27 protein-coding genes and 1 tRNA gene are annotated in these 26,568 nt (G+C 37.7%); 11 read left to right on the top strand and 17 right to left on the bottom strand.

Going from position 1 to position 26,568, the window contains the following annotated elements:
* Positions 1 to 21: 21 nt before the first annotated feature.
* Positions 22 to 906 carry a LysR family transcriptional regulator gene (locus F960_RS02510; protein WP_004857071.1) on the bottom strand — a complete coding sequence of 295 codons (885 nt, stop codon included), beginning with the start codon at positions 904 to 906 and terminating at the stop codon, positions 22 to 24.
* 171 nt (positions 907 to 1,077) lie between these two features.
* On the opposite strand from F960_RS02510, the gene F960_RS02505 reads away from it, so the two are divergent.
* Positions 1,078 to 1,983, top strand: coding sequence for an AEC family transporter (locus F960_RS02505; RefSeq protein WP_004857069.1), 906 nt, complete (start codon positions 1,078 to 1,080; stop codon positions 1,981 to 1,983).
* Between the two features lie 335 nt (positions 1,984 to 2,318).
* Here F960_RS02505 and F960_RS02500 read toward each other — a convergent pair whose 3' ends face one another.
* Positions 2,319 to 3,638: an MFS transporter gene (locus F960_RS02500; protein ID WP_004857066.1), complete on the bottom strand. Its 1,320-nt coding sequence runs from the start codon at positions 3,636 to 3,638 to the stop codon at positions 2,319 to 2,321.
* A 504-nt stretch (positions 3,639 to 4,142) separates the two neighbouring features.
* A complete protein-coding gene (locus F960_RS02495; RefSeq protein ID WP_004857064.1) occupies positions 4,143 to 4,721 on the bottom strand; it encodes a DJ-1/PfpI family protein in 579 nt (192 codons plus the stop codon).
* Positions 4,722 to 5,000: 279 nt separating this feature from the next.
* Between F960_RS02495 and sbmA the strand changes: the two genes are divergently transcribed.
* Entirely contained in the window at positions 5,001 to 6,197 is a 1,197-nt protein-coding gene (gene sbmA / locus F960_RS02490; RefSeq protein WP_004857061.1) for a peptide antibiotic transporter SbmA, read from the top strand.
* 40 nt (positions 6,198 to 6,237) lie between these two features.
* On the opposite strand, the gene F960_RS02485 is transcribed toward sbmA, so the two are convergent.
* Both F960_RS02485 and F960_RS02480 read right to left on the bottom strand, forming a co-directional pair.
* Positions 6,238 to 6,759 carry a chromate transporter gene (locus F960_RS02485; protein ID WP_004857058.1) on the bottom strand — a complete coding sequence of 174 codons (522 nt, stop codon included), beginning with the start codon at positions 6,757 to 6,759 and terminating at the stop codon, positions 6,238 to 6,240.
* On the bottom strand, positions 6,756 to 7,319 hold the full coding sequence (locus F960_RS02480; RefSeq protein ID WP_004857055.1) for a chromate transporter: 564 nt from the start codon (positions 7,317 to 7,319) through the stop codon (positions 6,756 to 6,758). Before F960_RS02480 ends, F960_RS02485 begins: the two co-directional genes overlap by 4 nt.
* Positions 7,320 to 7,411: 92 nt before the next feature.
* Here F960_RS02480 and F960_RS02475 point away from each other — a divergent pair, with 92 nt between their 5' ends.
* Together F960_RS02475 and F960_RS02470 are read left to right on the top strand one after the other, a co-directional pair.
* A complete protein-coding gene (locus F960_RS02475) occupies positions 7,412 to 8,296 on the top strand; it encodes a LysR family transcriptional regulator (protein WP_035374093.1) in 885 nt (294 codons plus the stop codon).
* 172 nt (positions 8,297 to 8,468) lie between these two features.
* On the top strand, positions 8,469 to 8,987 hold the full coding sequence (locus F960_RS02470) for a hypothetical protein (RefSeq protein WP_004857048.1): 519 nt from the start codon (positions 8,469 to 8,471) through the stop codon (positions 8,985 to 8,987).
* Between the two features lie 330 nt (positions 8,988 to 9,317).
* Here F960_RS02470 and F960_RS02465 read toward each other — a convergent pair whose 3' ends face one another.
* The 7 genes from F960_RS02465 to gatC all read right to left on the bottom strand — a co-directional run bounded on the left by F960_RS02465 (position 9,318) and on the right by gatC (position 15,185).
* Entirely contained in the window at positions 9,318 to 9,632 is a 315-nt protein-coding gene (locus F960_RS02465; protein ID WP_004857045.1) for a hypothetical protein, read from the bottom strand.
* 42 nt (positions 9,633 to 9,674) lie between these two features.
* Positions 9,675 to 9,983, bottom strand: a complete 309-nt coding sequence (locus F960_RS02460; RefSeq protein ID WP_004857042.1) for a hypothetical protein — start codon at positions 9,981 to 9,983, stop codon at positions 9,675 to 9,677.
* Positions 9,980 to 10,990: an IS30 family transposase gene (locus tag F960_RS02455; protein WP_004857039.1), complete on the bottom strand. Its 1,011-nt coding sequence runs from the start codon at positions 10,988 to 10,990 to the stop codon at positions 9,980 to 9,982. Before F960_RS02455 ends, F960_RS02460 begins: the two co-directional genes overlap by 4 nt.
* A gap of 51 nt (positions 10,991 to 11,041) precedes the next feature.
* Positions 11,042 to 11,794, bottom strand: coding sequence for a hypothetical protein (locus F960_RS02450; RefSeq protein WP_004857036.1), 753 nt, complete (start codon positions 11,792 to 11,794; stop codon positions 11,042 to 11,044).
* A gap of 70 nt (positions 11,795 to 11,864) precedes the next feature.
* Positions 11,865 to 13,343, bottom strand: coding sequence for an Asp-tRNA(Asn)/Glu-tRNA(Gln) amidotransferase subunit GatB (gatB, locus tag F960_RS02445; RefSeq protein ID WP_004857033.1), 1,479 nt, complete (start codon positions 13,341 to 13,343; stop codon positions 11,865 to 11,867).
* Positions 13,343 to 14,821, bottom strand: coding sequence for an Asp-tRNA(Asn)/Glu-tRNA(Gln) amidotransferase subunit GatA (gene gatA, locus F960_RS02440; protein WP_004857029.1), 1,479 nt, complete (start codon positions 14,819 to 14,821; stop codon positions 13,343 to 13,345). Before gatA ends, gatB begins: the two co-directional genes overlap by 1 nt.
* A gap of 49 nt (positions 14,822 to 14,870) precedes the next feature.
* Entirely contained in the window at positions 14,871 to 15,185 is a 315-nt protein-coding gene (gatC, locus tag F960_RS02435) for an Asp-tRNA(Asn)/Glu-tRNA(Gln) amidotransferase subunit GatC (RefSeq protein ID WP_004857028.1), read from the bottom strand.
* Between the two features lie 134 nt (positions 15,186 to 15,319).
* Here gatC and F960_RS02430 point away from each other — a divergent pair, with 134 nt between their 5' ends.
* The 6 genes from F960_RS02430 (at position 15,320) to F960_RS22575 (ending at position 20,077) form a co-directional block, all read left to right on the top strand.
* Positions 15,320 to 16,360, top strand: coding sequence for a rod shape-determining protein (locus F960_RS02430; protein WP_004857025.1), 1,041 nt, complete (start codon positions 15,320 to 15,322; stop codon positions 16,358 to 16,360).
* Between the two features lie 30 nt (positions 16,361 to 16,390).
* Positions 16,391 to 17,248, top strand: coding sequence for a rod shape-determining protein MreC (gene mreC, locus F960_RS02425; RefSeq protein WP_004857022.1), 858 nt, complete (start codon positions 16,391 to 16,393; stop codon positions 17,246 to 17,248).
* Positions 17,235 to 17,732, top strand: a complete 498-nt coding sequence (gene mreD / locus F960_RS02420) for a rod shape-determining protein MreD (RefSeq protein WP_004857017.1) — start codon at positions 17,235 to 17,237, stop codon at positions 17,730 to 17,732. The genes mreC and mreD overlap by 14 nt, the downstream gene beginning before the upstream one ends.
* Positions 17,720 to 18,286 carry a Maf family nucleotide pyrophosphatase gene (locus F960_RS02415; RefSeq protein ID WP_004857014.1) on the top strand — a complete coding sequence of 189 codons (567 nt, stop codon included), beginning with the start codon at positions 17,720 to 17,722 and terminating at the stop codon, positions 18,284 to 18,286. Before mreD ends, F960_RS02415 begins: the two co-directional genes overlap by 13 nt.
* Positions 18,287 to 18,325: 39 nt before the next feature.
* A complete protein-coding gene (gene rng, locus F960_RS02410; protein WP_004857010.1) occupies positions 18,326 to 19,780 on the top strand; it encodes a ribonuclease G in 1,455 nt (484 codons plus the stop codon).
* Positions 19,781 to 19,903: 123 nt separating this feature from the next.
* Positions 19,904 to 20,077 carry a PA1571 family protein gene (locus F960_RS22575; RefSeq protein ID WP_004857007.1) on the top strand — a complete coding sequence of 58 codons (174 nt, stop codon included), beginning with the start codon at positions 19,904 to 19,906 and terminating at the stop codon, positions 20,075 to 20,077.
* A 46-nt stretch (positions 20,078 to 20,123) separates the two neighbouring features.
* On the opposite strand, the gene F960_RS02405 is transcribed toward F960_RS22575, so the two are convergent.
* Both F960_RS02405 and F960_RS02400 read right to left on the bottom strand, forming a co-directional pair.
* The gene (locus tag F960_RS02405; protein WP_004857006.1) at positions 20,124 to 21,539 is read right to left on the bottom strand and encodes a WS/DGAT/MGAT family O-acyltransferase; all 1,416 of its coding nucleotides are present in this window, start codon (positions 21,537 to 21,539) and stop codon (positions 20,124 to 20,126) included.
* Between the two features lie 206 nt (positions 21,540 to 21,745).
* On the bottom strand, positions 21,746 to 22,477 hold the full coding sequence (locus F960_RS02400) for a phosphoadenylyl-sulfate reductase (RefSeq protein WP_004857002.1): 732 nt from the start codon (positions 22,475 to 22,477) through the stop codon (positions 21,746 to 21,748).
* A gap of 287 nt (positions 22,478 to 22,764) precedes the next feature.
* Between F960_RS02400 and thrH the strand changes: the two genes are divergently transcribed.
* On the top strand, positions 22,765 to 23,382 hold the full coding sequence (thrH, locus tag F960_RS02395; RefSeq protein ID WP_004856997.1) for a bifunctional phosphoserine phosphatase/homoserine phosphotransferase ThrH: 618 nt from the start codon (positions 22,765 to 22,767) through the stop codon (positions 23,380 to 23,382).
* Positions 23,383 to 23,453: 71 nt separating this feature from the next.
* Here the strand turns inward: thrH and F960_RS02390 are convergent, their stop codons facing one another.
* The 3 genes from F960_RS02390 to F960_RS02380 all read right to left on the bottom strand — a co-directional run bounded on the left by F960_RS02390 (position 23,454) and on the right by F960_RS02380 (position 26,393).
* The gene (locus F960_RS02390) at positions 23,454 to 24,932 is read right to left on the bottom strand and encodes an outer membrane protein transport protein (protein ID WP_004856993.1); all 1,479 of its coding nucleotides are present in this window, start codon (positions 24,930 to 24,932) and stop codon (positions 23,454 to 23,456) included.
* A 690-nt stretch (positions 24,933 to 25,622) separates the two neighbouring features.
* Positions 25,623 to 25,698, bottom strand: a tRNA-Arg gene (locus F960_RS02385).
* Positions 25,699 to 25,790: 92 nt separating this feature from the next.
* Positions 25,791 to 26,393, bottom strand: coding sequence for a DedA family protein (locus F960_RS02380; protein ID WP_004856992.1), 603 nt, complete (start codon positions 26,391 to 26,393; stop codon positions 25,791 to 25,793).
* Positions 26,394 to 26,568: the final 175 nt, after the last annotated feature.

The following is a 26,568-nucleotide window of genomic DNA, read 5'->3' as shown; positions in this document are numbered from 1 at the left end:
TCAGTGCTTAAAATGGTTTTTTTATGCCTTGGATAAAACCGACTGAGCAACTTCTATAAATGCTTTGGCGGCAGGGCTGAGATGCTTTTTATTTTTAACTGCAAGCCCAATTTTTCGAGTGGTATTGGGTTCAAGTGGTCGCTTTACGACATGAGGATAGAGAGTCAGTAACTCATGATTGAGTGCCATATCCGCGACAATTGAAATCCCATTTTGCTTTTCAACCATACTGATGATCGTTAACATCTGTGAAAAGTGACATTTTATCGTAGGTTTTACACCAAAGCGGTTGAGCAGTTGTTTTACATATTTTTGGCTCCCCGCTGTGGTCATTAAAAATGGGTAATCTGCCAAATCTTGAATCGGAATCGATTTTTTTTCAGCGATAGGATAAGAGCTTGGGACTAAAGCGATAAAAATATCTTCAAGTAAAGGGAAAATATCAAAACGCTCATCAGGGGCAATAATAAATCCAACATCAATTTTACGTTCCAAAATCCATTGAGGGATTTCATTGTCATCGCCCTCATCAATATAAACATCGATTTTTGGATATTTTTTTTGGAATGCATCTAAAATCAACGGTAATAGCACGATCGAAGATGATGCCCCAAAAGAGCCGATGCGTAAGGTACCTTCATACAAGCCATGCACAGCAGATATTTCTTGCTGTAAAGTATTGGAAATGCTTAATAATTCTTTTACATGAACCAGTAATTTTTTCCCCGTTTCTGTCAATTCAATATCACCTTGAGAACGTGAGATCAGACTAACAGACCAATGTTTTTCTAAAGATTTTAAGGCATGAGATACTGCTGACTGAGAAATCCCTAAGCGATTGGCTGTGGTGGTGAAGCTTTTATATTCGGCAATCAGAGCGAAGATTTCAAGTTGAGTAAATGTCATTTGGACTAACTCTCATGAGTGATTACTCATTTTAGCATGAGTTGAAATTATCTATAGGATATGGCTAATACAAGCAGGGTTAAAATCTCTGCTAAATTGTCAAAAATATTTGAAAATGGAAGCAATCTTTTTTTCATATCTGACCTCAATATTTGATCGTGGACAAGTGCTATGCATGCAATCATCCTTTCTTTATTTCCGCTCATGGCATTGATTGTGCTGGGCTATATTTTTAAAAGAAGAAATACCTTTACTGCTGAGTTTTGGGTGGGTGCAGAAAAGCTGAATTATTATGTGCTTTTTCCTGCGATGCTCTTTGCAAATCTAGCAACAGCAAGCATTGAGATGCATATTGTAAAAACCATTGTTTTCGTTTCTGTTGTGGTACTGGGCTGTGCATGTATTGCCATGTTTAGTCTAAAGAAAATACTCGGTATCAAAGCTGCTCGCTTTGGGGTGTATGTGCAAAGTCTCGTTCGCTTTAATACTTATATGGGGTTGGCGATTATTGCTTCATTATTTCACCAACAAGGAATGCTCATTCTTGCAATTGCGCTCGCGATCAATATCCCCATGGTGAATGTGATTTCAGTTCTTGCATTGACTGATAAAGCTGATACCAATATTCAAAATATTATTTTATCTTTATTGAAAAATCCTTTGATTCTTTCGTGTGTTTTTGGTGCATTATTCAATTTTTCAGGTTTGCCACTTTGGGCAGGATTGGAGAGTTTTATCAAACAACTGGCAGTGTGTAGTCTGCCTTTAGGCTTACTTTGTGTCGGTGCTGCTTTACAGTTTTTTGAGCTAAAAAAAGATGTATTTACATTGGTATTAAATTCTTTAGCACGTTTGATTTTGATGCCAGTCTTGACTTATTTTGCTTGTAAATTACTTCACGTTTCAACTTTAGAAATGCAAGTATTGGTGATTTTTGCAGGGCTTCCTACAGCTTCTGCGTCTTATATTTTGACCAAAGTTTTTGGTGGGGATAGTCAGTTGATGGCAGGAGTGATTAGCTTGCAGACTTTGTGTTCAGCATTTACTTTACCCATAGTGATCTGGGCTGTGATGTAGGTGATATTTTCTCTGCGCATAGAGAGCATGCAATATTTAAAAAATGCTAAAGACTAGGTAGACAAGATTGATCGTGGAAAATATAGATGCGGAAAGAATACTCTCGTCCCGAAGGGTTGTGACTAAAATTATCTCAGGCTTCGTTACGAAATTTGAAAATGGTCTCGCCATTCTCTACATTTCGTGCCTTGCCTGCTCAATTTTAGCCAACAACGCAATTCAGTTGTGAAATGTCAACAGACCCTAATCTGTATTCGGTCAAATTGATCTAATATTTATCAAAGCTTATAAAATTTAAAAGCCAGTCGAAACTGGCTTTTAAATCAAATTTCAGTTCAGACACGATCTTTATCAAGTTCAGATGGGTTCTTCGCAAGAATATAAGTCAAAGCTGAAATACCAATCATGACACTGATATAAATATAAAAACCAGATTCAAAATTGTAGTTTTTAAACAGCAAACCGATGGCTTCTGTCGTTCCACCAAAAATCGAAGTTGCAAGGGCATAAGGTAAAGCAACGCCTAGAGAGCGGATATGTGCAGGGAACATTTCTGATTTTGCGATGACATTGATTGAGGTATAACCTGTCGTAATTAATAGGCCAGCTGCAATCAAGAAGAATGCGGTCATTGCACTGGTCGTACCTGACAGCATGGTAAATAGAGGATAAGTAAATAATACGCCGCCTATACCAAAGAACCAAATCATCACTTTTTTGCCAAAACGATCTGATAAATGCCCTGCAATCGGTTGTAATAGCATAAAAAATAAAACAGCACATGCATTGATTTCAGTAGCCGTTTCTTTTGAAAAGCCTGAGGTATTGACCAAGAATTTTTGTGTATAGGTGGTATATGCGTAAAATGATAAAGTACCACCAGCTGTTAATAAAAATACTTTGAGCGCTTCTAAAGGATATTCTTTAAATAAAGCAAAAGCGCTACTTTTCTTATTGGCACCACTTTTTTGAGAAGCAATAGATTGATCTGTTTCAATTAAATTACGGCGTAACCAAAGCACGGTGATCGCCAAGGCTGCCCCAATGAAAAATGGGATACGCCAACCCCATTGTTGTAATTCGTCATGACTAAGCGTTGCTTGTAAAACCAATAAAACAGCAAGAGCCAAAAGCTGACCTGAAATCAAAGTGATATATTGGAAACTCGCATAGAAGCCACGATTTTTAGGTGTAGCAAGTTCACTGAGATAAGTTGCACTCGCTCCATATTCCCCACCTAGGCTTAAACCTTGCAGCAAGCGTGCAACCAATAAAATAATAGGTGCAGCGATCCCAATACTGTTATAAGTTGGTAGGAGTGCGATCATCAAAGAGCCGACACTCATCATACCGACTGAAAGGGTAAGACCTGCTTTTCGCCCTTTGCGATCAGAGTAAACGCCCATAATCCAAGCGCCAAGAGGGCGCATAAAAAAACCTAAGGCGAAAATGACAGCCGCTTGTAGTAGTTGAATTGTTGAATTACTTTGTGGGAAGAAAATAGGCGCGAAATAAAGAGTAAAAGCAGAGTAAACATACCAATCATAATATTCGACTAAGTTACCTGCTGAGCCACCGACGATGGATTTTATTCGTTGACCAAAAGTTAAATGTGCATTTGGAATGCTTGAGGGAGATTGTTGTTGTGAGCCCATTTTCTATCCTTGAAAAAGAAAATTTAAAGTATGTTACGTATTGCATGTAACTTGTTTTAATCGAGGAAATTTACATGACTTGGAAGCAAATGAGAAGAAATGTTATTTAAAAAAAATATCAACTGTTTAAAAAATATTCAGCTAATTTTTTTATTATGAATTAAATCACATAAATAAAAACAAGCATGATTTAAAAATAGAGTTCAATTTACAGTATAAACTCTAAATATATAGAAAAGCGCTTTGAAGAATATTGAAAAGCGATTGTGGAATTACGAGAAATTTATCGTGAATGATGAACTGAAAAATAACTGAGTTAACAGACTCTCTTTAAATGCTCTGGATGATTTATATTTGACTAAGACAAATTATTTAAGTTACTCACGCTAAACATGAGTAACTTAAAGTAGAAAGAGAATTTTATGATCTGATTAAGAGCTGATTCATTTGAAATGTATTGATATTTTAGAAAAATATCAAAATTTCACTAGATACATCACGTTATTACAAAGTGATGGTTGCACCCAGTGCTTTTACAAATTGTGCAAGCCAAGCAGGGTGAGCAGGCCATGCTGGGGCAGTAACCAAATGCCCATCAGTGACCGCCTCGGTCACAGCAATATCTGCATATTGACCACCAGCCAACTTCACTTCTGCTGCACATGCTGGATATGCTGAACATAAACGACCCTTGAGCACATCGGCCGCAGCTAAAAGCTGTGCACCATGACACACTGAAGCAATAGGTTTTTGCGCTTGATCAAACTCTCGAACGATTTCTATGACACGATCATTCATACGTAAATATTCAGGAGCACGACCACCCGGAATAACCAAACCAACATAATTTTCAGTATTTACACTCGAAAAATCATAATTGATCGCGAAGTTATGCCCGCGTTTTTCACTATAAGTCTGATCGCCCTCAAAATCATGAACCGCTGTTGCGATACTATCGCCTTGTTTTTTGTCAGGGCACACAGCATGAACCACATAGCCTAGACCTGTTAAAAATTGAAAAGGAACCATTGTTTCATAATCTTCAGCATAGTCGCCGACGAGCATAAGTAACTGTTTTGACATTTTATTTCCCTCATTCTATGTATTTAATATGTAAGTAGATTGAAAATAACATAGTTCTATATAATTTAAGTTTCATATAATCATTTGGTTCGTGAACTTTAGTCTAAAGCAGATCCTAAAGGACAATAGTGCAATGAAAGTGAAAATATGTATCTTAAATAACTCTGTACGCCTGATTGATTCTACCTAAGCAATGAGATTCATCGTATTAAATTTATTTTAAGATTTAGCACTTAATATTTTTAAAAATTAAACAAAAATCTAGGAATTTTATCGTTTATGTTCAAGTCTTTTTTCCCTAAACCAAAATGGTTTTTTCTGTCATTAGTATTGTGGTTTTTTATCAATATTGCATTGTGGTTTTCGGGTGGTAAAGACTGGGGAACGATACTGGGTTTCTCATCTGGCTATGCTAATGCTGAATTACCCATAGGAGTAAGCCGTTTTTGGGCACCTTCATACCTATGGTTTTATCTTTGGTATTTCGTGGCGACAGTGATTTTCGGCATTTTTTGGAAATGGATCTCTTATAATAAATGGCAACTTTGGTCTGTCTGGGGATCAGCTTATATTTTATTTAATGTCTGGTTAATGGTCCAATTTAATGTGGCTATCAATGCTTGGTACGCACCTTTTTATGACTTGATTCAGAAAATGTTAGATAAAGGCGGTGATATACAAGCACTCTATATGGGGACATTAACATTCCTATTTATAGCATTGTTCTATGTTACTGTCGCTGTTATTAATTCTTTCTTTGTAAGCCACTATGTTTTTCGTTGGCGTACTGCAATGAATGATTATTATACATTGCATTGGGCTACGCTTAGACATGTAGAGGGTGCTTCACAACGAGTACAAGAAGATACCATGCGCTTTGCCCAAACAATGGAAGATTTGGGAGTAGGGTTTGTTAAAGCACTATTAACGTTAATGGCTTTTTTACCTATATTATTTCAACTGTCAAAGCATGTAGAAGTTTTACCTATCGTTGGTGCTATACCACATTCTTTAGTCTGGGCAGCAATCGTTTGGGCTATCTTTGGTACAGTACTTTTGGTTTTTGTGGGAATTAAGTTGCCTGGTCTACAATTTAATAATCAAAAGGTTGAAGCAGCTTTTCGTAAAGAATTAGTCTATGGCGAAGATCATGAAGATCGTGCAAAGCCAATAATAATTAAAGAGTTATTTTCCAAAGTTAGGTATAATTATTTCCGTCTATATTTCCATTATGCTTATTTTAACTTGGTGAGTATATGGTATATGCAACTCGATATTTTATATAGTTTAGTCGTATTATTCCCATCGATTGCTGCTGGTAAAATGACACTTGGTTTAGTCTCACAAATTGGTAATGTTTTTGATAAAGTTCGTGAGTCATTTCAATTTCTCATTACATCTTGGAAAACGATCATTGAACTGTTTTCGATTCATAAACGTTTAAAAGCCTTTGAATCTATTTTGGATGAAAAGTAAAAGATTTTGTCTAATTTTAACCCGCTTAAAGCGGGTTTTTTTATAGTAAAAATATACCTGAAATCGCCCCGAAAGCCATTACCCAAAGTGGGTGCAAGTTTTTGAAAAAACTTAGAGCAGCAGCGATCACGACTAGAGCAACCAACAATAGATTATATGCAGATACTTCGGCAATCATATAGGCACTTGCAAGGACTAAACCAACAGTGATCGGTTTAAGTGCTTTTTCGAAACGTGCACGATAGGGATGATCTTGGAAGCGTTGCCAAAATTTTAAGGCATAAATGGTCAAAATGGATGATGGCGCAAATTTGGCAATCGACGTTACGATGAGTCCCGCAGGACCTGCGACATGCCAACCGATCAATGAGACAATCATCATATTTGGACCGGGTGCTGCTTGAGCCATTGCAAAATAAGAGCTGAATTGTTCAGCGCTAAGCCAGTGATGAACTTCAACCACTTGATGTTGCATTTCAGGCAAAATGGCATTACCACCACCAAAGGCAAGCAAGGAAAGCTGAGTAAAGACCACCGCAAGGGCAACTAATACATAGATCATGATTTTTTAACTCCTAATATCAACATATTCATTGCCAGTAAAATCAGCAGAGTTAAAAGCAAAGGAATCTTAAAAATAATCATAAAAACAAAAGCCAGCACGATAGAGGTCATGGTCATATAGCTTTTTATAATGGGTTTCGCCATTTTTAAGCCTGTGGCAAACAGCAGACCAGCCGCAGCGGCAGCAAGCCCCTCGATCATATGTTTAACGCTTGGGATATTTTGGAATTGGGCATAAAGTTCATAGATCAAAACAACAATCGCAGTCGGTGCAAAAATCAATCCTAAAACTGAGCAAAACGCGCCTTTAAAGCCATGAAATTCATAGCCTATCGCGGCTGCAACATTGATGATATTTCCGCCAGGGAGAATTTGACAAATTCCCAATAAATTGGTGAATTGTTCTGTATTTAGCCATTTTTGATCTTCAACAATCATGCGATGTGCTAAAGGTAAAACGCCACCAAAACCCATTAAACCAAGCTTCATAAAGCCCATAAACAATGCTTTATTTGATGGAATATTTAAGTTTTCCAAAACCATTGCTTCGCTTTTCATGTGATACCTCATACTTGATAGAGCAATTATGATCTTGTTTAGCTATGATGAAAAATGCTATTTTTTACGCTATACATACTAAAAAAGTATAGATAATGGATATTCATAAATTAAAAGCATTTGTTGCAGTGGTTGAGGAAAGTAATATTTCAAAGGCAGCAGTGCGCTTAAATATGCAGCAACCCCCTTTAACACGCTTGATCAAAAGCTTGGAGGATGAGTTCAATACAGCACTATTTAAACGTTTACCACGCGGTGTGGAAGTTACTGAAGCAGGAAAAGCCCTATATTTTGAGGCGGTAGCGATCCTTGCTCATGTTGATGCGATTCCACAAAAAGTGAAAAATATCGCAGAAGGCTTGGAAGGTGAGATCAATATCGGTTTTACACATTCAGTGGGATTACATTCTTTTTTACCCAATTTATTACGCAAATTCCGTGAACAATTTCCAAATGTCTCGATTCATCTAGAGGAAGAAAGTAGCCATACTTTGATTGATAGCGTTAGAAATGGCACATTAGATTTGGTTTTTTTGCGAAAACCTGCTGAATCTGATTTGGGATTGAAAAATACTCATATTTTGAATGAACCTTTATTGGTTGCATTGCCTAGTAATCATCCTCTGGCGAGTCGGCAAGGTGATTTAGATTTTAAAGATTTGGCGACATATCCTTTTGTGCTTTATCGTCGATTAGCAGGACAGGACTTGTTTGATATTATTATGTCGAAATGCTATGAAGCAGGCTTTAGTCCGAAAATCGTGCAAGAAACGCCGAGGTTAACGACAACTTTAAATCTTATTTCAGCAGGCATCGGCTTATCTATAGTTCCAAAATCAATTCAAGATTTTTGGAATACTCAGGTCGTATATAAACCCTTAAAAAGTAGCCAAAAATATATCGCACCTATTTTTGCTGTATCTAAGCAAGGAGAGGAATATATACGTGCAAAACAAGTATTAAATTTATTGTTTTAAACATTTTAAGAATATACAGGATAATAAATTTATCTATAAGGATCAGATGATTGTATCATTTATACGTTCATTATAAATGCTATGACGATCTGTTGAGGATATGTAGTCATCGTGCTGATGAGTAGATATTTGTGATACAACTATGAAAATTTTTCAAATTGGAGTTTGTCTCATGATTGGACATACTTTTGCAGATGTTTATCAACGTTTTACAAAAACAACTAAATCGGTCTTTTTATCTGCAGCTTTACTGGGGACAACTCAAATTGCGATGGCTGGACCAACGGTTGATCAACTCAGTGATTGCTTGGTAAAGGCGACTACAGCGACGGATAAAACTACTGTGTTGCAGTGGACTTTTGTGGCCTTGTCTGCACACCCAGATTTGAAAAGTTTTTCCAATGTAACTGAAGATCAGCGTAATCAGCTCGATCAGAAATTTGCACAAGTTTTGCAACGTGTCATCGTTGAGCAGTGCGCAACTCAAACCAAAGCTGTGATTCAAGCTGAAGGTATACAAGCGGTAGGGGATAGTTTTCAGGAACTCGGCCGTGCAACGGGTGAAGATATTATTAAAAACCCTCAGGTCAAACAGCAGCTCAAAGGCGTGATCCGTTATGTTGACCTAAATAAATTAATTGCGACTTTTTTGACGCCTGATATTTTTTCTAAGCTTGGATTATCTAAGTAATTTTACTTTAGAACACTTTCAACGAGGATGATTGATTTAGTCGTTTATTTGATCTAATATTTACTTGAAGAGCTAAAGTAGCTCGAACTACTTTAGCCATTCACTTACTGGGCTGATCTATAGATCGCCAATAAGAGAATGATAACGATGAGTTTGAAAAGCGGTTTCATCGTCGACCTCCAAGGGTTTATGTAACATTGAACTGTTACGGTCATCACGGCATGAGTGCTGTGATGATGAAATTATATACATGTTGGTAATTTAAGTTTTTGAATTATCGAGAGAAAGCTCACAGTTTGTGGGCTTTTTTTATGGAGGTATATTATTTTATTAGTCGAAAATACGAAATAATACAGTGAAAAGTATTCTGATTAAATGAAAGATAAAACGTATAATTCCCCAAAAAATTAATTCAAAAATGCCCTCGACCACAACACGGTAGAGAAACTTCAAAATGGCTGTAATGCCTTTAATGACCAAGCGAAAAGGTAAGAGAAAATAATCAATCTGTTTTTGATATTTATGAGGCGGTTTTTTGATTTCATTTGGTGATACTGGTACTTCATCGCCCTGATAAAAAATAAGAGCATAAAGCCAGATAACAATCAAAATTCCTAAAATAATTAAAAGCGTCTTAGTCAGCATCAATTTTTCTTATCTTTGGTGGTTGTTGAGACTACATATTACTCAGTTTTCATATGCAAACTTAATTTGATCTAAATCAATTTTAATTTTTTTACACTCTTCTGGTATTTTATAATCAGGATTATAGGACAATGCATTGATATAAGCATTATTATTTGTATCTAGAACAATAAATAGTCCAGTATAGTTAGAGTTTAAATCGCATTGATTAATTTTATAGTTTTTGAGATCTGCACCTTTATGAACTAATTGAATAATTCTAATATTTTTATTTTCATCTAAATACGAGTCTTCAAAGCTTAACTTTATGTTTTGATACTGAATAAAGCTATCATGACCTGGTGGATTCAAACATGAGGTGCGACAGTTTTAAAACATTTGTGATAATCAGTTAGTCTCGAAAACTCCTCTAATGGCGTCAACCAGTTTAATGCTTTTCTTGGTCGTGTATTTAATGACATGGCAACTTGATTTAAATAATTTTGATCAGCTTGGTTTAAATCAATTCCTTTCGGTAAATACTGCCGTATAAGACCATTCATATTTTCAATTGTACCTTTTTGCCACGGTGAATGTGGATCACAAAAATATACATCTATATCCAACTCCTCCTCCAATTGCTTATGTTGAGCCATTTCTCGTCCTCGGTCATAAGTCAGGGTTTGTCTCAGCTCAGGTGGCAGGTAAGCCATTGCTTCGGTCAAGGCTGTACGTACAGATTCTGCCTTAGCATCAGGTAAAACTGCTAGTAAACAGAGTCGTGTATTACGTTCAATCAAAGTTGCTACTGCGCTTTTATTATCTTTTCCTTTGATCAAATCAGCTTCCCAATGACCTGGTATTTTTCTTTCCAAGACCTCTAATGGACGCTCATGAATTGTTTTTATATCCTGTAAAATACTATCTTTCTGTGGCAGGTTTTCAGTTTTTCTTTTCTTATTTTCCCGACGTAAACAAGATAATAACTCCTTTTTAAGTTCACCTTTGGGTAAAGCTCTGATTGTTGAATAGATTGTGGTATGGCTAATATTCATCTCTTTATCATCTGATTGTCGTTTGAGCCACTTAGAAATTTGTACAGGCGACCATAAACATTTTATGGCTTCTACAATAAATTTCCATAGTAAGGAATCCAAATAAATTTTTGTATGACCGCGCCTGCGTCGTTGCTGCGAAAATTCAATCGCTTGTTCAGCACTATATTGATGAACAGAACCGCAATTTTTATTTAATTCACGAGAAATTGTACTGTGATGTCGGTTAATTTGTTTAGCAAATTTTCGAGCAGAAAAATTGGGTTTGTTAAACTCTAGCATTAGTGCAGTTCGTTCAACTATTGTTAAATGTATGTATGACAATATGACACTCCTTTATACCTATATTAGGTTGGGGGTGTCGCACTTCAAGTTTTAGTCTGCCCCTATTTCAGGAGCAAGAGAGGCTTTAATATTCCACGAAGCATTATTGTCTTTTATAAGCTTACTTAAATTTTGATCTTGATGGCTATAATCTTTATAATTTATTTTCTCTAAAAAGGCCGAATTCTTATATTTGAAAATTTTCCCAGCAAGCTTAATATCATTGTCATCTACTGCAAAACAACTAGAAAGTTTATACTGATCATGTGTTAAATCAACATTTCCAAATATACTAGAAAACTGAATTACCAATCCATTTACATTGCATTTGAAACTATCAATTTTAATTATATTATCTTTATCAGTTTGAAAGTTTATTTTCGGATGATAAAAAATAACTTTATCTAATGATTTTTCATAAGATATTGTTTGAATTGGGGAGTTTTTCCAAATGATATATTGGTTTGAAAGATTTGGGTTTATCTCTAAACTGGTTACTTGATTAAATAAGTGGAAAAATCGAGGTGTTTTAGTTACTTTTGTTTCTTTAGGGATTTTTAGTCCCCAAATTTGGCTTTCTTGCGATAAAGTCGTTTCTTGATAGTCAATTGTAAAAAATCTTTGGTATCCATATATTTCAAAAGCTAAAAGTAAGATCGTTAAAAAGGGAAAATAATATAGTGCTTTAATTTTGTATCGATCACTATTTTTGCGATAATGATAAATTAGATAGATGAATATAATAATCGGTATCGTAAAATATAAAAAATAGCCTAGTACAGCCAGTATTAATAATTGCATCATTTTTATTTTCTCATTTTTATTAGATTAAGGAACCTATCCGAAAATAAGTTCCTTTTTTCTATTGATTAGATTATCCAATCAACTTTTTCATCAATTCATTGACTTGAGCAGGGTTGGCTTTACCACGAGAAGCTTTCATGACTTGACCGACAAGACCGTTAAAGGCTTTTTCTTTACCAGACTTGTATTCTTCAACCATTTTCTCGTTTGCAGCAAGAACTTCTTTGATGATTGCTTCAATCGCACCAGTATCAGTTTCTTGTTTCAAGCCTTTTTCAGCGATAATCGTATCGGCAGTTTGACCGTTTGATTCCCACATAAAGCCAAAGACTTGTTTTGCGATTTTACCGCTAATCGTATTATCGACGATACGTGCAATCATGCCACCAAGTTGTTCAGCTGAAACAGGAGAATCATGTAGCTCTAGGCTAGCTTTGTTCAAAGCAGCAGAGAACTCGCCCATCACCCAGTTTGCAGCCAATTTACCTTGAGCAGCACCACCAGCCGCAGTCACAACAGCTTCATAAAAGTCTGCCATTTCACGTGAAAGTGTGAGTACGTGAGCATCATATTCTGTCACAGCAAAGTCTGCGATAAAACGTGCACGACGTGCTTTTGGAAGCTCAGGAAGTGCTGCACGAGCCGCTTCAATTTGCGCATCAGGAATGATCACTGGAAGTAAATCTGGATCAGGGAAGTAGCGATAGTCATTCGCTTCTTCTTTAGAACGCATTGAGCGGGTTTCCATCTTCACGGTATCAAACAAACGCGTTTCTTGGTCGATCTTACCGCCATCTTCCAAGATTTCCATTTGACGTTCGATCTCGACATTGATCGCTTGTTCGATGAAACGGAATGAGTTGATGTTTTTCAATTCACAACGTGTACCAAACTCATCACCCGGGCGACGTAGCGACACGTTACAGTCACAGCGGAATGAACCTTCTGCCATGTTACCGTCAGAAATACCTAACCAACGCACCAAAGTATGAATCGCTTTGATATAAGCTAAAGCTTCTTCTACAGAGCGCATATCAGGTTCAGATACGATTTCAAGCAAAGGTGTGCCCGCACGGTTTAAGTCGATGCCAGACATGCCTTCAAATTGATCGTGGATCGATTTACCTGCATCTTCTTCCAAATGTGCACGTGTTACGCCTATGCGCTTGACTGTGCCATCTTCAAGCTGAATGTCGATATGACCTAAGCCAACGATCGGATTGTCCATCTGGCTGATTTGGTAGCCTTTTGGAGAATCTGGGTAAAAATAGTTTTTACGTGCAAACACTGAAGCTTGATCGATATAAGCATCGATACCCAAACCAAAACGAATAGCAAGGTCAACCACTTCTTTGTTCAAAACTGGCAATACACCCGGCATCGCCAAATCAACAAGGCTTGCTTGAGTATTTGGATCTTGACCAAATAAAGTTGAAGATGCTGAGAAAATTTTAGAATTGGTCATCAGCTGAGTATGAATCTCAATGCCGATAACAACTTCCCAACCATCAATCAGGTTTGATTTTGCTGATTTTTGAGCTTGTGCCATTATGCATTCTCCTCAGCAATTGCTGCACGTTGACTATGCCAATCTGTATGTTGTTGATATTGATGTACAATCGACAAAAGCTGTGATTCTGACCAATAGTTACCAATCAATTGCATACCAACAGGCAGATGATTTTCATCAAAACCAACTGGAGCATTGATCGCTGGTAAACCAGCCAAGTTCACTGCGATGGTATAAATATCACCTAAATACATTTCAACTGGATCAAGTTTTGCACCAATTTTATATGCTGTCGTTGGTGCAGACGGTGCTGCAATCACATCAACATTTTCAAATGCTTTTAAGAAATCTTGTTGGATCAGACGACGCACTTTCTGAGCTTTTACATAATAAGCATCGTAATAACCCGCAGAAAGGGCATAGGTTCCGATCAAGATACGACGTTGAACTTCGGCACCAAAACCTTCTGAACGTGAACGCTTGTAAAGATCGAGCAAATCCGCAGGATTTTCACAGCGATAGCCATAACGTACGCCATCGTAACGTGAAAGATTAGATGAAGCTTCAGCAGGAGCAATCAAATAATAAGTTGGAACATAAGCTTCAGTCATGTTGAGATCAATCTCAACCAAGATAGCGCCCATTTCTTCAAGCTTTTTCAATGATTCTTCAACACGTGCTTTGACGTCAGCAGCCAAACCAGCAACATTGAAGTACTGTTTTGGAATACCAATACGTAAGCCTTTGACAGAGGTTGCATTTAAGTTTGCAACATAGTCATCAACTTCTTTATTGATTGATGTTGAATCTTTGGCATCATGTCCAGCGATCACATTCATGAGATAAGCACAGTCTTCAGCAGAACGTGCAACAGGACCACCTTGGTCTAGTGATGATGCATAAGCGATCATACCAAAGCGAGAAACACGACCATAAGTCGGTTTTAAGCCTGTTAAACCACAGAATGATGCAGGTTGACGAATCGAACCCCCTGTATCGGTCCCAGTTGCAATCGGCGCTAAGTCAGCAGCAACAGCGGCAGCTGAACCACCAGATGAACCACCAGGAACATGATCAAGTGCCCATGGGTTGCTTGTAGCGCCAATGTATGAATTTTCAGAGGTTGAACCCATTGCGAATTCATCCATATTCACTTTACCCAAAGTGACTAAGCCCGCTTCTTTAGCTTTCGCTACGACCGTTGCGTCGTAAGGAGAGATAAAGTTATCGAGCATTTTTGAGCCAGCAGTGGTTTTGATGCCGTGAGTACAGAAAATATCTTTATGAGCCAATGGAATACCAGTAACCAAACCAGCCATTCCAGATTTGATCAAAGCATCAGCTGCTTCTGCTTCTTTTAAAGCTTGTTCTGCAGTCACAGTGACATAACTTTTGACGCGCGGATCAATTTTAGCGATACGATCTAAATAGTGTTGTGTTAATTCGCGAGATGAGAACTGAGCGTTTTTTAAACCTTCAGACATTTCGCGAATAGATAAGCGATGTAAATCAGTCATGAGTACAATTCTTTATAAAAAATGAAAATTTGGTTCAACTGATCAAAAATTATTCAATCACACGTGGAACGAGATATAAGCCTTCCTGAACAGCAGGTGCAATGGCTTGATATTCTTCTCGATGGTTACTTTCTGTAACAACATCGTCACGAAGTGGCTGAGCATTATCAAATGGGCTTTTTAAAGGCTCGATACCGTCGGTATTTATGCCTTTTAGGGTTTCCATCATTCCCAAGATTTTATTTAAACTTTCAGCATATTCAGCAGATTGCGTATCATCTAAGGACAATCTAGCGAGATTGGCAATTTGTGATACGGTTTGTGCATTTAAGTTTGCAGAATGCGATGCATCCGATGTTGACATAACATCTCACCTAATCAGTTTTAAAAAAAATTCAAAATATCGTGCGTTATGATAAGCGATTGACTTGTTCAAATCATCACATTTAGTTAAAGTTGCCATCTTGCGTCCACATAAAGTTTAACTGAGAACGACCCGTGATTCTAAAACGACTAATTGGCTTGTTTTCGCCAGATCTTGCCATTGATTTAGGTACTGCTAATACACTTATATATGCACCAGGACGGGGCATTATTTTAAATGAACCGACAGTTGTGGCAATCCGTCATAGCGGTTCACAGAAAATTGTTGCTGCTGTAGGTTTAGATGCTAAGCAAATGCTTGGCCGTACACCAGCAAATATTTCTGCAATCCGTCCAATGAAAGACGGTGTGATTGCGGATTTTGAAGTCACTGAAACCATGTTAAATCAATTTATCGGTAAAGTGCACGAAAAACGTTTATTTCCACCTGCGCCACGTGTAGTTGTTTGTGTACCGTGCAAATCGACTTTGGTTGAGCGCCGTGCGATTCGTGAGGCTGTATTTAATGCAGGCGCACGTGATGTACGCTTGATTGAAGAACCGATGGCTGCTGCGATTGGGGCGGGCATGCCAGTAGAACAAGCATGCGGTTCTATGGTAGTTGATGTTGGTGGCGGAACAACTGAAATTGCCATCATTTCATTACAGGGCTGTGTTTATGCTGATTCATTACGAATCGGTGGTGACGTATTTGATGAACAAATCATTAACTATGTTCGTAAAGCACATGGCTGCGTGATTGGTGAAACGACTGCTGAAACGATTAAAAAAGAAGTAGGCATGGCACTTGCTGACGGCACGACTTTGGAAATCGAAGTTCGCGGTCGTAACTTGGCTGAAGGTGTGCCTCGTGCAATTACTGTTACTTCAGACGAAATCACTCAAGCGATCTCTGATCCATTGCAAAGTATTGTTTCTGCAGTAAAATCTGCACTTGAACAAACTCCACCAGAATTATCATCTGATATTGCAGAGCGCGGTATCGTGTTGACTGGCGGTGGTGCACTATTGCGTAATCTTGATCAACTTTTAGCTCAAGAAACAGGCTTACCTGTGGTTGTTGCTGAAGATCCTTTAACTTGTGTCACTCGTGGTGGCGGTAAAGTTCTAGAATTCTTCGACAATCCAAACCACGATATGCTTTTTGTAGGCTAAGTTTTTTTAGATTAAGTTAAGGACGAGGCGGTGCAACCGAATCTCTTTTCAAGACAACCGCCATCCTTTCGTGCATTTCTGATTGCAGTCTTTGCTTGTTTGGTGACGCTATTTGTAGATTGGCGTTTTCCAAATGTAGTGAAGCCTGCAAGAGATGTCTTGTATGCTGCATATAATCCGATTTATGCATTGGCAAGTTATCCAGTTTTATCGAAAGAATGGTTAAATCAACAGACTAAATCTGAGGCTCAGTTGCGCCGTGAAAATACGGCTATGCAAGCTGAATTGCTTCAGGCTCAGGTTCGTTTACAAAAACTATCCGAGCTTTCTGCTGAAAATACACGACTCCGTGGGCTACTTGATACACCATTAATTATTGATGGTCGTATGGAAATCGCTGAGGTGATTGGGACTGATCCAGACCCACTTCGTCACATCATCGTGATCAACCGTGGCGCAACCAGTCATTTAAAAGTCGGTCAAACGGTTTTAGATGACAAAGGAATCATGGGGCAAATCATCAATGTTTACCCGCATAGTAGTCGTGTATTGCTTTTATCAGACAAAGAGCATTCTATTTCAGTCCGTTTAGAATATTCTGGTATGCGAGCAATCGTATCTGGAACAGGCGACTATGGACGCTTGAAAATGGAATATGTACCAACAAGCTCAAATATCAAGGTCGGGGAAAAAGTGTTTAGTTCTGGTTTAGGGCAACATTTCCCAGCAGGGTATTTGGTGGGTACAGTTTCAAAAGTTTTAAGGCACAATACTGGAGAATTTGCTTCAATCGAAGTGACGCCAACTGCTCAATTGGCAGGTGGACATCATGTTGTGGTTTTATTTTCAGATTCCTTAGCGGGGGAGCAGCCTTATGTTGATCGCTAAGAAATTGCCTTCTGAACAACAACGCAAAGATCCTTTATTTGTTATTATCGTTTCAGTGATCATTGCCTCAATTTTGATGGTCTATCCACTGTCTTATAATATTTCAGGTTGGCGACCATTGTTTATGGTCATGGTCCTGATTTTTTGGGTACTGTGTCAGCCAACGTGGTGTGGTGTTTGGTTCGCCTTTACTGTGGGTTTATTGACCGATTTATTGTTTGATTTACCTTTAGGGATGAATGCCTTAAGTTATGTGATCATTACTTTCGTCGCCCGTTATTTTACGCGTGAACGACGATTATTGACCTTCAGTAATTTGTGGATCATTGCATCATTTGCGATCTTGGCGCATATTCTCTTTACATTTTTGGTGCAAATCATGTCAGGAATTCATTTTTCCTTGACTCGGCATTGGCAACCTTTACTGACCAGTATTTTATTTTGGCCAGTTTTATATTATATGTTGAAAAGATGGCGAATTTAGTTCTAGCTTCTAGTTCGCCGAGGCGTCGTGAATTGTTAAGTCAACTGAGCTTAACTTTTGACATTTTCAGCCCAGAAATAGATGAATCTATTTTGCAAAATGAAACAGCTTTTGATTATGTAAAACGACTTTCATTACATAAAGCAAAAGCTGTTTTATTGCATCAGCAGGATGCAATCGTCATTGCCGCTGATACAACTGTGGCAATAGATGGTAAAATTATCGGGAAACCTGAATCAAAACAACATGCATTTGCAATCTGGAGTGCACTTTCAGGGCGAGAACACGACGTTTTAACGGGTGTATGTGTCGCTGATCGAACACAATATTTTCAAGATGTCGTTTGCACAAAAGTGCAATTTCAGACATTAAGCCTAGATGATATGGAGCGTTATTGGGCAACGGGTGAACCATTAGGCAAAGCTGGCGCGTACGCCATACAAGGCATTGCCGCACAATATATTCCAAAGATTTCTGGAAGTTATAGCAATGTGGTGGGCTTACCTTTATATGAAACAGTACAGTTATTAAAAGCGGTTAAGGCACTAAATTGACCACTTTAAAAGAATTTTTATAATGATTTGAGTTTTAGTATGTCTGATGAGTTACTGATTAATGTAACACCCATGGAGTGTCGGGTCGCATTAATTGAAAATGGTACAGTCAATGAACTATTTGTTGAGCGTACTGTAAAACGTGGTTTGGTCGGCAATATTTATAAAGGCAAAGTAGTGCGTGTTCTTCCGGGGATGCAGGCTGCATTTGTCGATATTGGTCTATCACGTACTGCATTTTTACATATCAACGATATGGTTTGGCCTCGTAACCAGCCTATTCCCAATGTTTTTGAACTTCTGCAACCCGGTCAGATTCTGACAGTCCAAGTCATGAAAGATATGCTTGGCACCAAAGGGGCACGTTTAAGTACTGATTTGTCTATTCCTTCACGTTATCTTGTGATGATGCCATTTGGCAATCATATCGGTGTTTCTCAGCGTATCGAAGCTGAAGAAGAACGTGATCGTTTACGCAATATCATTGAACGCATTCAGGAAGAGCATAAGCTCCCAGGTTCTGTGATTGTACGTACTGCTGCAGAAGGCATCGATGAAGCTTCTATCGCGCAAGATATGGCGTATTTGGCGAAGCTTTGGGAATATATTCAACGCAAACAAAAGAACATCGCAGTACCATCATTAATTTTTGAAGAATTGCCTTTACCACAACGTGTAATTCGTGATTTGGCAAATGAAAATACTTCAAAAATCTTTGTAGATTCACGTGAAATACATGGAAAGTTATGTGAATTTATCGATGAATTTGTACCGAGTATGCAAAATCGCTTGATTCATTATCCGGGTGAAAGACCACTATTTGATTTATACAATGTTGAAGAAGATATTCAAAAAGCATTGCAAACACGAGTAGCACTGAAGTCTGGTGGCTATTTGATGATTGATCAAACTGAAGCGATGACCACAATTGATGTCAATACTGGCTCTTATGTAGGTGGTCGAAGTCTAGAAGACACTGTATTTAAAACAAATATGGAAGCAACTCAGGTGATCGCTCGCCAATTGCGATTACGCAATCTAGGTGGAATTATCATCATTGACTTTATCGACATGCAAGAAGAAATACATCGCGATGAAGTGATGAGTCAATTTGAGAAGATGTTAGAACGTGATCATGCTAAAACTAAAATTACCCAAGTTTCTGAACTTGGTTTAGTTGAAATGACACGTAAAAGAACACGTGAATCATTAGAGCATTTATTATGTGAATCATGCCCGACGTGTCAGGGGCGTGGTTATGTGAAAACTGCAGAAACAGTGTGTTACGAAATCTTCCGTGAGATTTTACGTTATGCGCGCGCTTATGAGTCACAAACAGGCTTCACAGTCGTTGCACATCCATCAGTTATTGATCGTCTGTTGACTGCGGAAGCACCAGCTGTAGCGGATTTGGAGCACTTCATTACGCGAGTGATCAAGTTCCAAGTTGAAAATCTTTATACCCAAGAACAGTACGATATTATCCTGAGCTAAATTGTAACAGGATTTCGCTTAATCCTTGTTACAACTGAAATTTTACTTTGAGTTTCGATTTTACAATACTAATAACTAGCCATAGCACCATTGAAATTTTGGTCTTAGCAAGTGAGGTGAAAAATGAAAATCAGAGAACAAATTTTGAGTCGTGGATTGAAGCATGTATTGGATGGTCAAAAAAGCAATACTTGTTATATGTTGGATGAGCACGGAAGAGAAATTCCGATTACTAAAGCGATGGTTGTAACGGTTTGTCAGCAACTTTTACAACAATGTCGAAATATCAAAAATTAAAGGGCTTATTGAAGCCCTTTAATTTTCTTTGTTTATTCAATATTGCTTAAGCTTGTTTGAGTTTAACGTCAGGTTGTGCTTCCGCTTCAACATGCATTACAGGTTTTTTATGCGTCTGTATGATCTTTTCAAAACGTTGAATTTCATCTTCTAAATGTGTCAGCAGGTTTTGCATTTTTGGCAATGCCTGACGACATGCAATCAAACCAACTTCTAACTTATCTAGATAACTCGTCATCGTGATGTTCAAAGCCTGTCCATCCAAAACGATAGATGCAGGGTAGAGTGCATCAAGTTTTGCACCATTCCAATACAAAGGCTCACGAGGACCGGGAACATTTGAGATCACCAAGTTAAATGCTTGACGCTTTGGCATCATTCCAGTCAGCATATTTAAACCAGCAGGACCATAGACAAAGGCGCTGTAGTTTAAAATCTGATTTGCATTCATGCGCTTAAAACGCTGTTTCGCATTTTGCATACTCCGTTGAATGATGCTCAAACGCTCAAGTGGATCATCTTTATGCGTACCTAAATTTGCCAATATCATGGTAATGCGGTTGCTGACATCAGATTCATCATCACGAATAGATGCAGGCACCATTGCGATGAGTGGCTTCTTCGGTAAACTCTCCTGAGAAATGAGATATTCACGCAGTGCACCAGAACATACAGCAAGCACCACGTCATTGATCGTTACACCCAACGCTTTGGAAATGTTACGTAGGCGAACAAGGTCATAAGATTGAGCTGCAAAACGACGTGACGAACTTACACGTTGGTTTAAAATAGTATGTGGCGCTTGAAAACTCGATACATAATCAGGATTGCGTCCCATATCTTGAAAGATGGTTTTGGTCAGCTCTTGAGTAACGACAGGAACAGCTTCAAGTTGCCCTTTCAGTGTACCTAAAACTTTTCTAATTTTGTTCAGTTTAGGCTCTTTCAAACGTTTTGAGCGTTTACTCTCAATACACCAAGGTGGAACGATAGACTTGGCTTCAGGGTCTTTGGAAAAAGATTTTTCCAATAAACGCATGCCAGCAATGCCATCCACCATAGCATGATGTATTTTAAAATACATGGCAAAACGATTACCTTCGATCCCTTCAATCAAATTGCAGGTCCAAAGTGGTTTTGCTCGATCGATTAAAGTACTGTGTTCCTGTGAAATATATACCAATAATTCACGGATCCGTCCCGGCTTTGGAAGGGCGATATGCCTAAAATGATGGTCAATATCAAATTCCTCATCCTCATCCCAGAACATACCATGCAGATAGTTATTGAATGGTGGAATTGGCAGACGTTTTGACTCTCGAATATCCCGCACTAAATCTTGAATAAAAGTAGCTGGCGCATGATCTGGAATTTCAAATAGAAATAGACCTCCGACATGCATCGGCTGTTGACGTTTTTCTAATGAAAGAAAAATAAAATCAATTGGGTGTAAAGGGCGCATTTATATTTGCCTCATTGCAAAGTCCAACAACTCCTTTGAGTGTTGTTTTTAGAATTATTCATCTGGAGTCTTTAGTATGTTCTAATTTCATTTGAAAATCTAAATTTTTTTTATGAATAGTGAGTTAAAAAAAGCCACTAAAAATAGTAGCTTTTTTATGAAATATATTATTTAAATAATATTGTAATAAGTAGATTATCAATTACTTATTTTAAATTGCCTGCATGCAAGCCACATTCTTTATGAGTTGCTTCTTCCCACCACCAGCGGCCCTCACGTTCATGCTGATTTGGCAGAACAGGGCGGGTACAAGGTTCGCACCCAATCGAAATAAAACCTTTCTCATGCAGTGGGTTATAAGGCACTTCCATCATGCGGATATAACTCCAGACTTCTGCGCTCGACCAATTTGCTAGGGGATTATATTTGATCAGTTGTTTGCCAACACCTGAAAATCCTTCATCAGACTGAATCACGGGGATCGTATTTCGTGTGCCCGGACTTTGATCTTTACGCTGACCTGTAATCCAACCATCTAAAGTCGCCAATTTTTTACGTAAAGGAGCGACTTTACGTACACCACAACATTCTTGATGACCATCTTTGAAAAAGCTAAATAAACCTTTTTCTTGCACAAAGTTTTGAACTGCATCAGATTCAGGGAAACAAATTTCAATATCAATTTTATAATGATTACGCACAGTTTCGATAAATTGATAGGTTTCTGGATGCAAACGTCCAGTATCTAAACTAAATACACGAAATGGTTTACCTAGATTGGCAGCCATATCGATCAGTACCACATCTTCAGCACCAGAAAATGAGATCGCAATTTCACCAGACTGATTTAGAGCAAGTGCTAAAATTTCAGATGGAGATTTGTCGGCATATTCTGATGCCAGTGCATCGACGAGATCAATAGTAGGGATTACGGTCATTTTGATTCCTGGCAACTCGCTTGGAAGCTCTGCTTTTCTTCATTCATTTAATTGTAAAGTAAATAAAATAAGATGCTTAGCAGATTTAATTCAATAGATATACACAAAATTGATTTAAATTTGATTGATCTTAAATGAGTAAATTAAAGCATATTCTTGGAATCATTTGGGGAAAATGATAATCCTTATATCGCTTAAAGGCTGGTTTGATCTGTCAACAAAGTCTAGCAATTACATTGATTAATGATATGATAATGCAAATTTTTTAATGACATTTGGGAGCGCCCATGGAAATCGTATGTCTTGATCTTGAAGGTGTGTTAGTTCCAGAAATTTGGATTAACTTTGCAAAAAAAACTGGAATCAAGGAACTTGAAGCAACTACACGTGACATTCCTGACTACGATGTATTGATGACTCAACGTTTGAATATCCTTAAACAACATGGTTTAGGTTTAAATGATATTCAGGCTGTGATTGCAGACATGGGACCATTACCCGGTGCGAAAGAATTTGTTGAGTGGGTGCGTACGCATTTTCAACTGATCATTCTTTCAGATACATTCTATGAATTTGCTCATCCTTTGATGCAACAATTGGGTTGGCCAACGATTTTCTGTCATAAATTAGAAACTGACGAAAATGGCATGATCACAGCGTATAAACTTCGCCAACCTGATCAAAAACGTCAAGCAGTGAAAGCTTTGCATACTTTAAATTATCGTATTATCGCGGCTGGTGATTCATATAACGATACGACTATGCTTGGTGAGGCTGATCACGGTTTCTTGTTTGATGCGCCAGACAACGTGATTGCTGAGTTCCCTCAATTCCCAGCGATTCATGGCTATGACGCTTTGAAAGAAGCGATTCGCAAAGTATCTCCACGTGATATTCCTGCTTAATTTTTTAGAAAGTTAAAGCTTTAAGCAAAATAAAAGGGCGCATGATGCGCCCTTTTATTTATACGTAAAAATTAGAATTTATAACCAATTTTCATACCATAAGCGATTGCATTGTTGTCTTGGAAATCAGCAACATAACCACTTGTTCCAGCTTGTGCACCAGTTTGAGCTTTGGCATCACCCAACCAGAAGTATTTCACACCACCAGCGATGAAGTAGTTTGGAGCAGGGCTGTATTGAAGACCTAAACCAACATTCCAATAACCTTCAGTTGGACCAAGTGTTGAAACAGGGTTACCTGCACCAGAGTCCCAACCTACAGAGACATTACCAGCCCATTTTTCAGTGAGTTTTCTACCAACACCTGCTGTTACAGACCATTGGTCATCTGAATATTCAACCAGATTAAAGCCATTTGGTTTCTGAACAATAGATCCAATTGCATCAGATACTAGACCAAATTTTAATGGACGAATCGAAAAATCTTTCCAATTCACCCATCGTACATTTGCAAATGCGACCGTATCAGCCATGATTCCAGATTGAAAATCTAAGTTTACTGATTGTGGCGTTGTAATTGTTGTATCGCCATTTGCTTTAGAAATTGATTGAACAGCAGAAGCACCACCAGGTAACAAGCCTAGAGCAGGTAGAGTAGGAAGGCTCTCACGAATATTAACATCATGATCAATTTCAGAACGATAAGTTAATGAAGCTTTTAATGCTATTTCTGGAATTTGATAAGCAACACCGACTAACCAACCCCAACCACCTGTTTCTTTGATATTTGCATCATAGCCGTTGTACAAGCTATAAGCTTGACCGCGAAGCTGAACACTTCCCTTGATCGTTTGGTAAACACCACCTGCATAGACATTCCAGTTCTTAGTTGGCTGATAACCAAAGACCGCTGCAATATTTTGTGTATCGACCTTAACCTTAGTTCCACCTTTTCCAAGAAGGTTCTTTGTTGCATCAACTTGTTGAGTAATTCCTTGCTTAACACCAGTATCAATCTGTTGCTTAACAGCATCGACATTATTATAAGCCGTTAGAGTTTGGGCAAACTTGGCTTTACCCTCAGCAGTACTAAGATCAACACCTTGAGCTGTTAGAGCTGCACCAACTCTTTCTTCAGCAGTCATATTGTTGAAAGTAGAGTCTATTAGCCCATTAAGAGTGTTTTGAGGTAGTAATGTGTTAGTTGAATCTGATACAAAAATATTATTTCCTGTGTATTCTGCTTTTGCACCAAACGGTTGATCGTATAAAAGACCAAAAGAGAAGTTTTCATTCGCTTGGATTTTTAATGCAGCAGATGGAAAGTAATAATCATCAGCCATATCTGATACATGACGACGAGTTTCAGAAGTTCCAGCCTCTTTTCCAGAGACATCCGGATCTAAAATAGAAAGCCCTGCTTCAAAATAATTACCAGGCTGTAAAAATGCTGACATGGATTGTCCAGATCGATCCATCGCCGCTGCAAATGCCCCAGTGACTGGTAGTGAAGTCAGTAAAATTGCTGAGCTGAGAGTTTTTAATTTCATTCTTATCGATCCTTGAAATAGACAAGATTATTGATGATGGTTGCGCTGTTTTTTTTGACTCATGAAGTTATTGGTTTACATGTTGAAACTAAAATTAACTTCATTTCACAAAAATAACATATAGAAAAAAAGAGTAAATGCTCTAAAAGTAGAATTTATTAAAAATTTATTTTTTCGAATACGCTGTTTTAACTTAATTTATAGCTAAATTGGCAAATAGTGAGAATTTGCACTTGGAAAAATGCGATTAGATAGATATTTCTCTATTGTATTTAAATCAGAGAATTTTGTAACTTTTAAGTCATTTTTAAAATTTGATTTTCACAGAATGATGTATAGATATTGCACAACTTATATGGTTTAGATTTATTTTTTAATTAATCAAGCGATTAAAAACTTTTTATGCATATTCTTATTTGTTTTAGGAAAAGTGCCATTAAAGATTCGTAAAATATAAATAAAATATTCGTTGATTGAAAAGAATAAAGACTATTTTTTTTATATATTGGTTTTGTTGACAACTTAAAGTTGATAAAAGTAGTCAGCAGATGGTTTTGTGCGATATGCCAAACTCATTTTGACTCCACCTCCTTGTTATCCTTGGGATACCAAGTTTTGCTCCCCTTTGATGAGTTTTGACTTCTGGATGTCATAGGGGAGTTTTTTTTATGGCTAAAATAAAGTAAAAAATGGTGCGCCCTGCGGGACTCGAACCCACGTCGGTCGCTTAGGAGGCAACTGCTCTATCCAGTTAAGCTAAGGGCGCGATTTTGTTAAAAAACTTCAGTAATTTAGCCTAAAAGTCATCATCAATAAAGTGATATTGGAATAAAACATTATAAATCATCATGATATTATTTAATCCAATGGTGTATCCGAGTGATTATTTTTAATTCTTTTTCTACGACGTAGCACAACAATCAGATGAATGATTAAACTCAACGCAAGTGTTGCAACCACAGCGATAGTAATGGTTTTTGCGTGAACGTGCATGTGGTGTAAAAGTACATGAAGGTAATGGCTGATCTTGACACCCAAAGCCACGATGGTAAAAGACCATAGAAAAGATGCGATAACATTGGCAACGATGTAAACAGGTAAATTAAAACGCTTGATCCCAAAACTTGCAGGTAAAATCGTTCTAAATCCCCATAAAAATCTCATTAATAAGATCGTAATAATGGGATATTTTTCGATAAAACGGCTACCACGATGAAATTTTTCTTCAAGCTTTGGTCGCTTCTTTAAAATTTTATAGCCCTGATGATAGCCAACATAGTAATAAAACATATCACCAATAAAGCTGCCGCAAGCACCGATCAGAATCAGTGTCCAAAAATCTAAAATTTTGTGATGCACAGCATAAGAGCCAAGAAGCAAAATCGTTTCACCCTCAAAGAAAGTGCCGATTGCAACTGCTAAATAACCGTAATGCTCTAAAAGTTGTGCCCAATCAATCATTGTGTTCTCTAATTTTGGTTCTATTTTAAATCAAAGCACAAAAAGCTTAGAAATCATTTAAGTTTGAAAGAAATATAAAAAAATTTAACATCAGAAATGATCTCCCCTTAACATTGCTCAAAGACTAAAATTGAAATATCAAAAATTATAAAAGAAGTGCTAAATTGGCTTTAGC

It is taken from the genome of Acinetobacter gerneri DSM 14967 = CIP 107464 = MTCC 9824, assembly GCF_000368565.1.
Classification (GTDB): Bacteria; Pseudomonadota; Gammaproteobacteria; order Pseudomonadales; family Moraxellaceae; genus Acinetobacter; species Acinetobacter gerneri.
This window is presented reverse-complemented; position numbering and strand designations above follow the sequence as displayed.

What these genes read in the sequence shown, in the direction of transcription:
- F960_RS02465 (WP_004857045.1), bottom strand. Translation starts at nt 9,632, where the DNA reads ATGCTGACTAAGACGCTTTTAATTATTTTAGGAATTTTGATTGTTATC.
- rng (WP_004857010.1), top strand. Translation starts at nt 18,326, where the DNA reads ATGTCTGATGAGTTACTGATTAATGTAACACCCATGGAGTGTCGGGTC.
- F960_RS02415 (WP_004857014.1), top strand. Translation starts at nt 17,720, where the DNA reads ATGGCGAATTTAGTTCTAGCTTCTAGTTCGCCGAGGCGTCGTGAATTG.
- F960_RS02380 (WP_004856992.1), bottom strand. Translation starts at nt 26,393, where the DNA reads ATGATTGATTGGGCACAACTTTTAGAGCATTACGGTTATTTAGCAGTT.
- sbmA (WP_004857061.1), top strand. Translation starts at nt 5,001, where the DNA reads ATGTTCAAGTCTTTTTTCCCTAAACCAAAATGGTTTTTTCTGTCATTA.
- F960_RS02405 (WP_004857006.1), bottom strand. Translation starts at nt 21,539, where the DNA reads ATGCGCCCTTTACACCCAATTGATTTTATTTTTCTTTCATTAGAAAAA.
- gatA (WP_004857029.1), bottom strand. Translation starts at nt 14,821, where the DNA reads ATGACTGATTTACATCGCTTATCTATTCGCGAAATGTCTGAAGGTTTA.
- gatB (WP_004857033.1), bottom strand. Translation starts at nt 13,343, where the DNA reads ATGGCACAAGCTCAAAAATCAGCAAAATCAAACCTGATTGATGGTTGG.
- F960_RS02495 (WP_004857064.1), bottom strand. Translation starts at nt 4,721, where the DNA reads ATGTCAAAACAGTTACTTATGCTCGTCGGCGACTATGCTGAAGATTAT.
- F960_RS22575 (WP_004857007.1), top strand. Translation starts at nt 19,904, where the DNA reads ATGAAAATCAGAGAACAAATTTTGAGTCGTGGATTGAAGCATGTATTG.
- F960_RS02470 (WP_004857048.1), top strand. Translation starts at nt 8,469, where the DNA reads ATGATTGGACATACTTTTGCAGATGTTTATCAACGTTTTACAAAAACA.
- F960_RS02500 (WP_004857066.1), bottom strand. Translation starts at nt 3,638, where the DNA reads ATGGGCTCACAACAACAATCTCCCTCAAGCATTCCAAATGCACATTTA.
- mreD (WP_004857017.1), top strand. Translation starts at nt 17,235, where the DNA reads ATGTTGATCGCTAAGAAATTGCCTTCTGAACAACAACGCAAAGATCCT.
- F960_RS02390 (WP_004856993.1), bottom strand. Translation starts at nt 24,932, where the DNA reads ATGAAATTAAAAACTCTCAGCTCAGCAATTTTACTGACTTCACTACCA.
- F960_RS02485 (WP_004857058.1), bottom strand. Translation starts at nt 6,759, where the DNA reads ATGATCTATGTATTAGTTGCCCTTGCGGTGGTCTTTACTCAGCTTTCC.
- F960_RS02400 (WP_004857002.1), bottom strand. Translation starts at nt 22,477, where the DNA reads ATGACCGTAATCCCTACTATTGATCTCGTCGATGCACTGGCATCAGAA.
- F960_RS02480 (WP_004857055.1), bottom strand. Translation starts at nt 7,319, where the DNA reads ATGAAAAGCGAAGCAATGGTTTTGGAAAACTTAAATATTCCATCAAAT.
- F960_RS02450 (WP_004857036.1), bottom strand. Translation starts at nt 11,794, where the DNA reads ATGATGCAATTATTAATACTGGCTGTACTAGGCTATTTTTTATATTTT.
- F960_RS02510 (WP_004857071.1), bottom strand. Translation starts at nt 906, where the DNA reads ATGACATTTACTCAACTTGAAATCTTCGCTCTGATTGCCGAATATAAA.
- gatC (WP_004857028.1), bottom strand. Translation starts at nt 15,185, where the DNA reads ATGTCAACATCGGATGCATCGCATTCTGCAAACTTAAATGCACAAACC.
- F960_RS02505 (WP_004857069.1), top strand. Translation starts at nt 1,078, where the DNA reads ATGCATGCAATCATCCTTTCTTTATTTCCGCTCATGGCATTGATTGTG.
- thrH (WP_004856997.1), top strand. Translation starts at nt 22,765, where the DNA reads ATGGAAATCGTATGTCTTGATCTTGAAGGTGTGTTAGTTCCAGAAATT.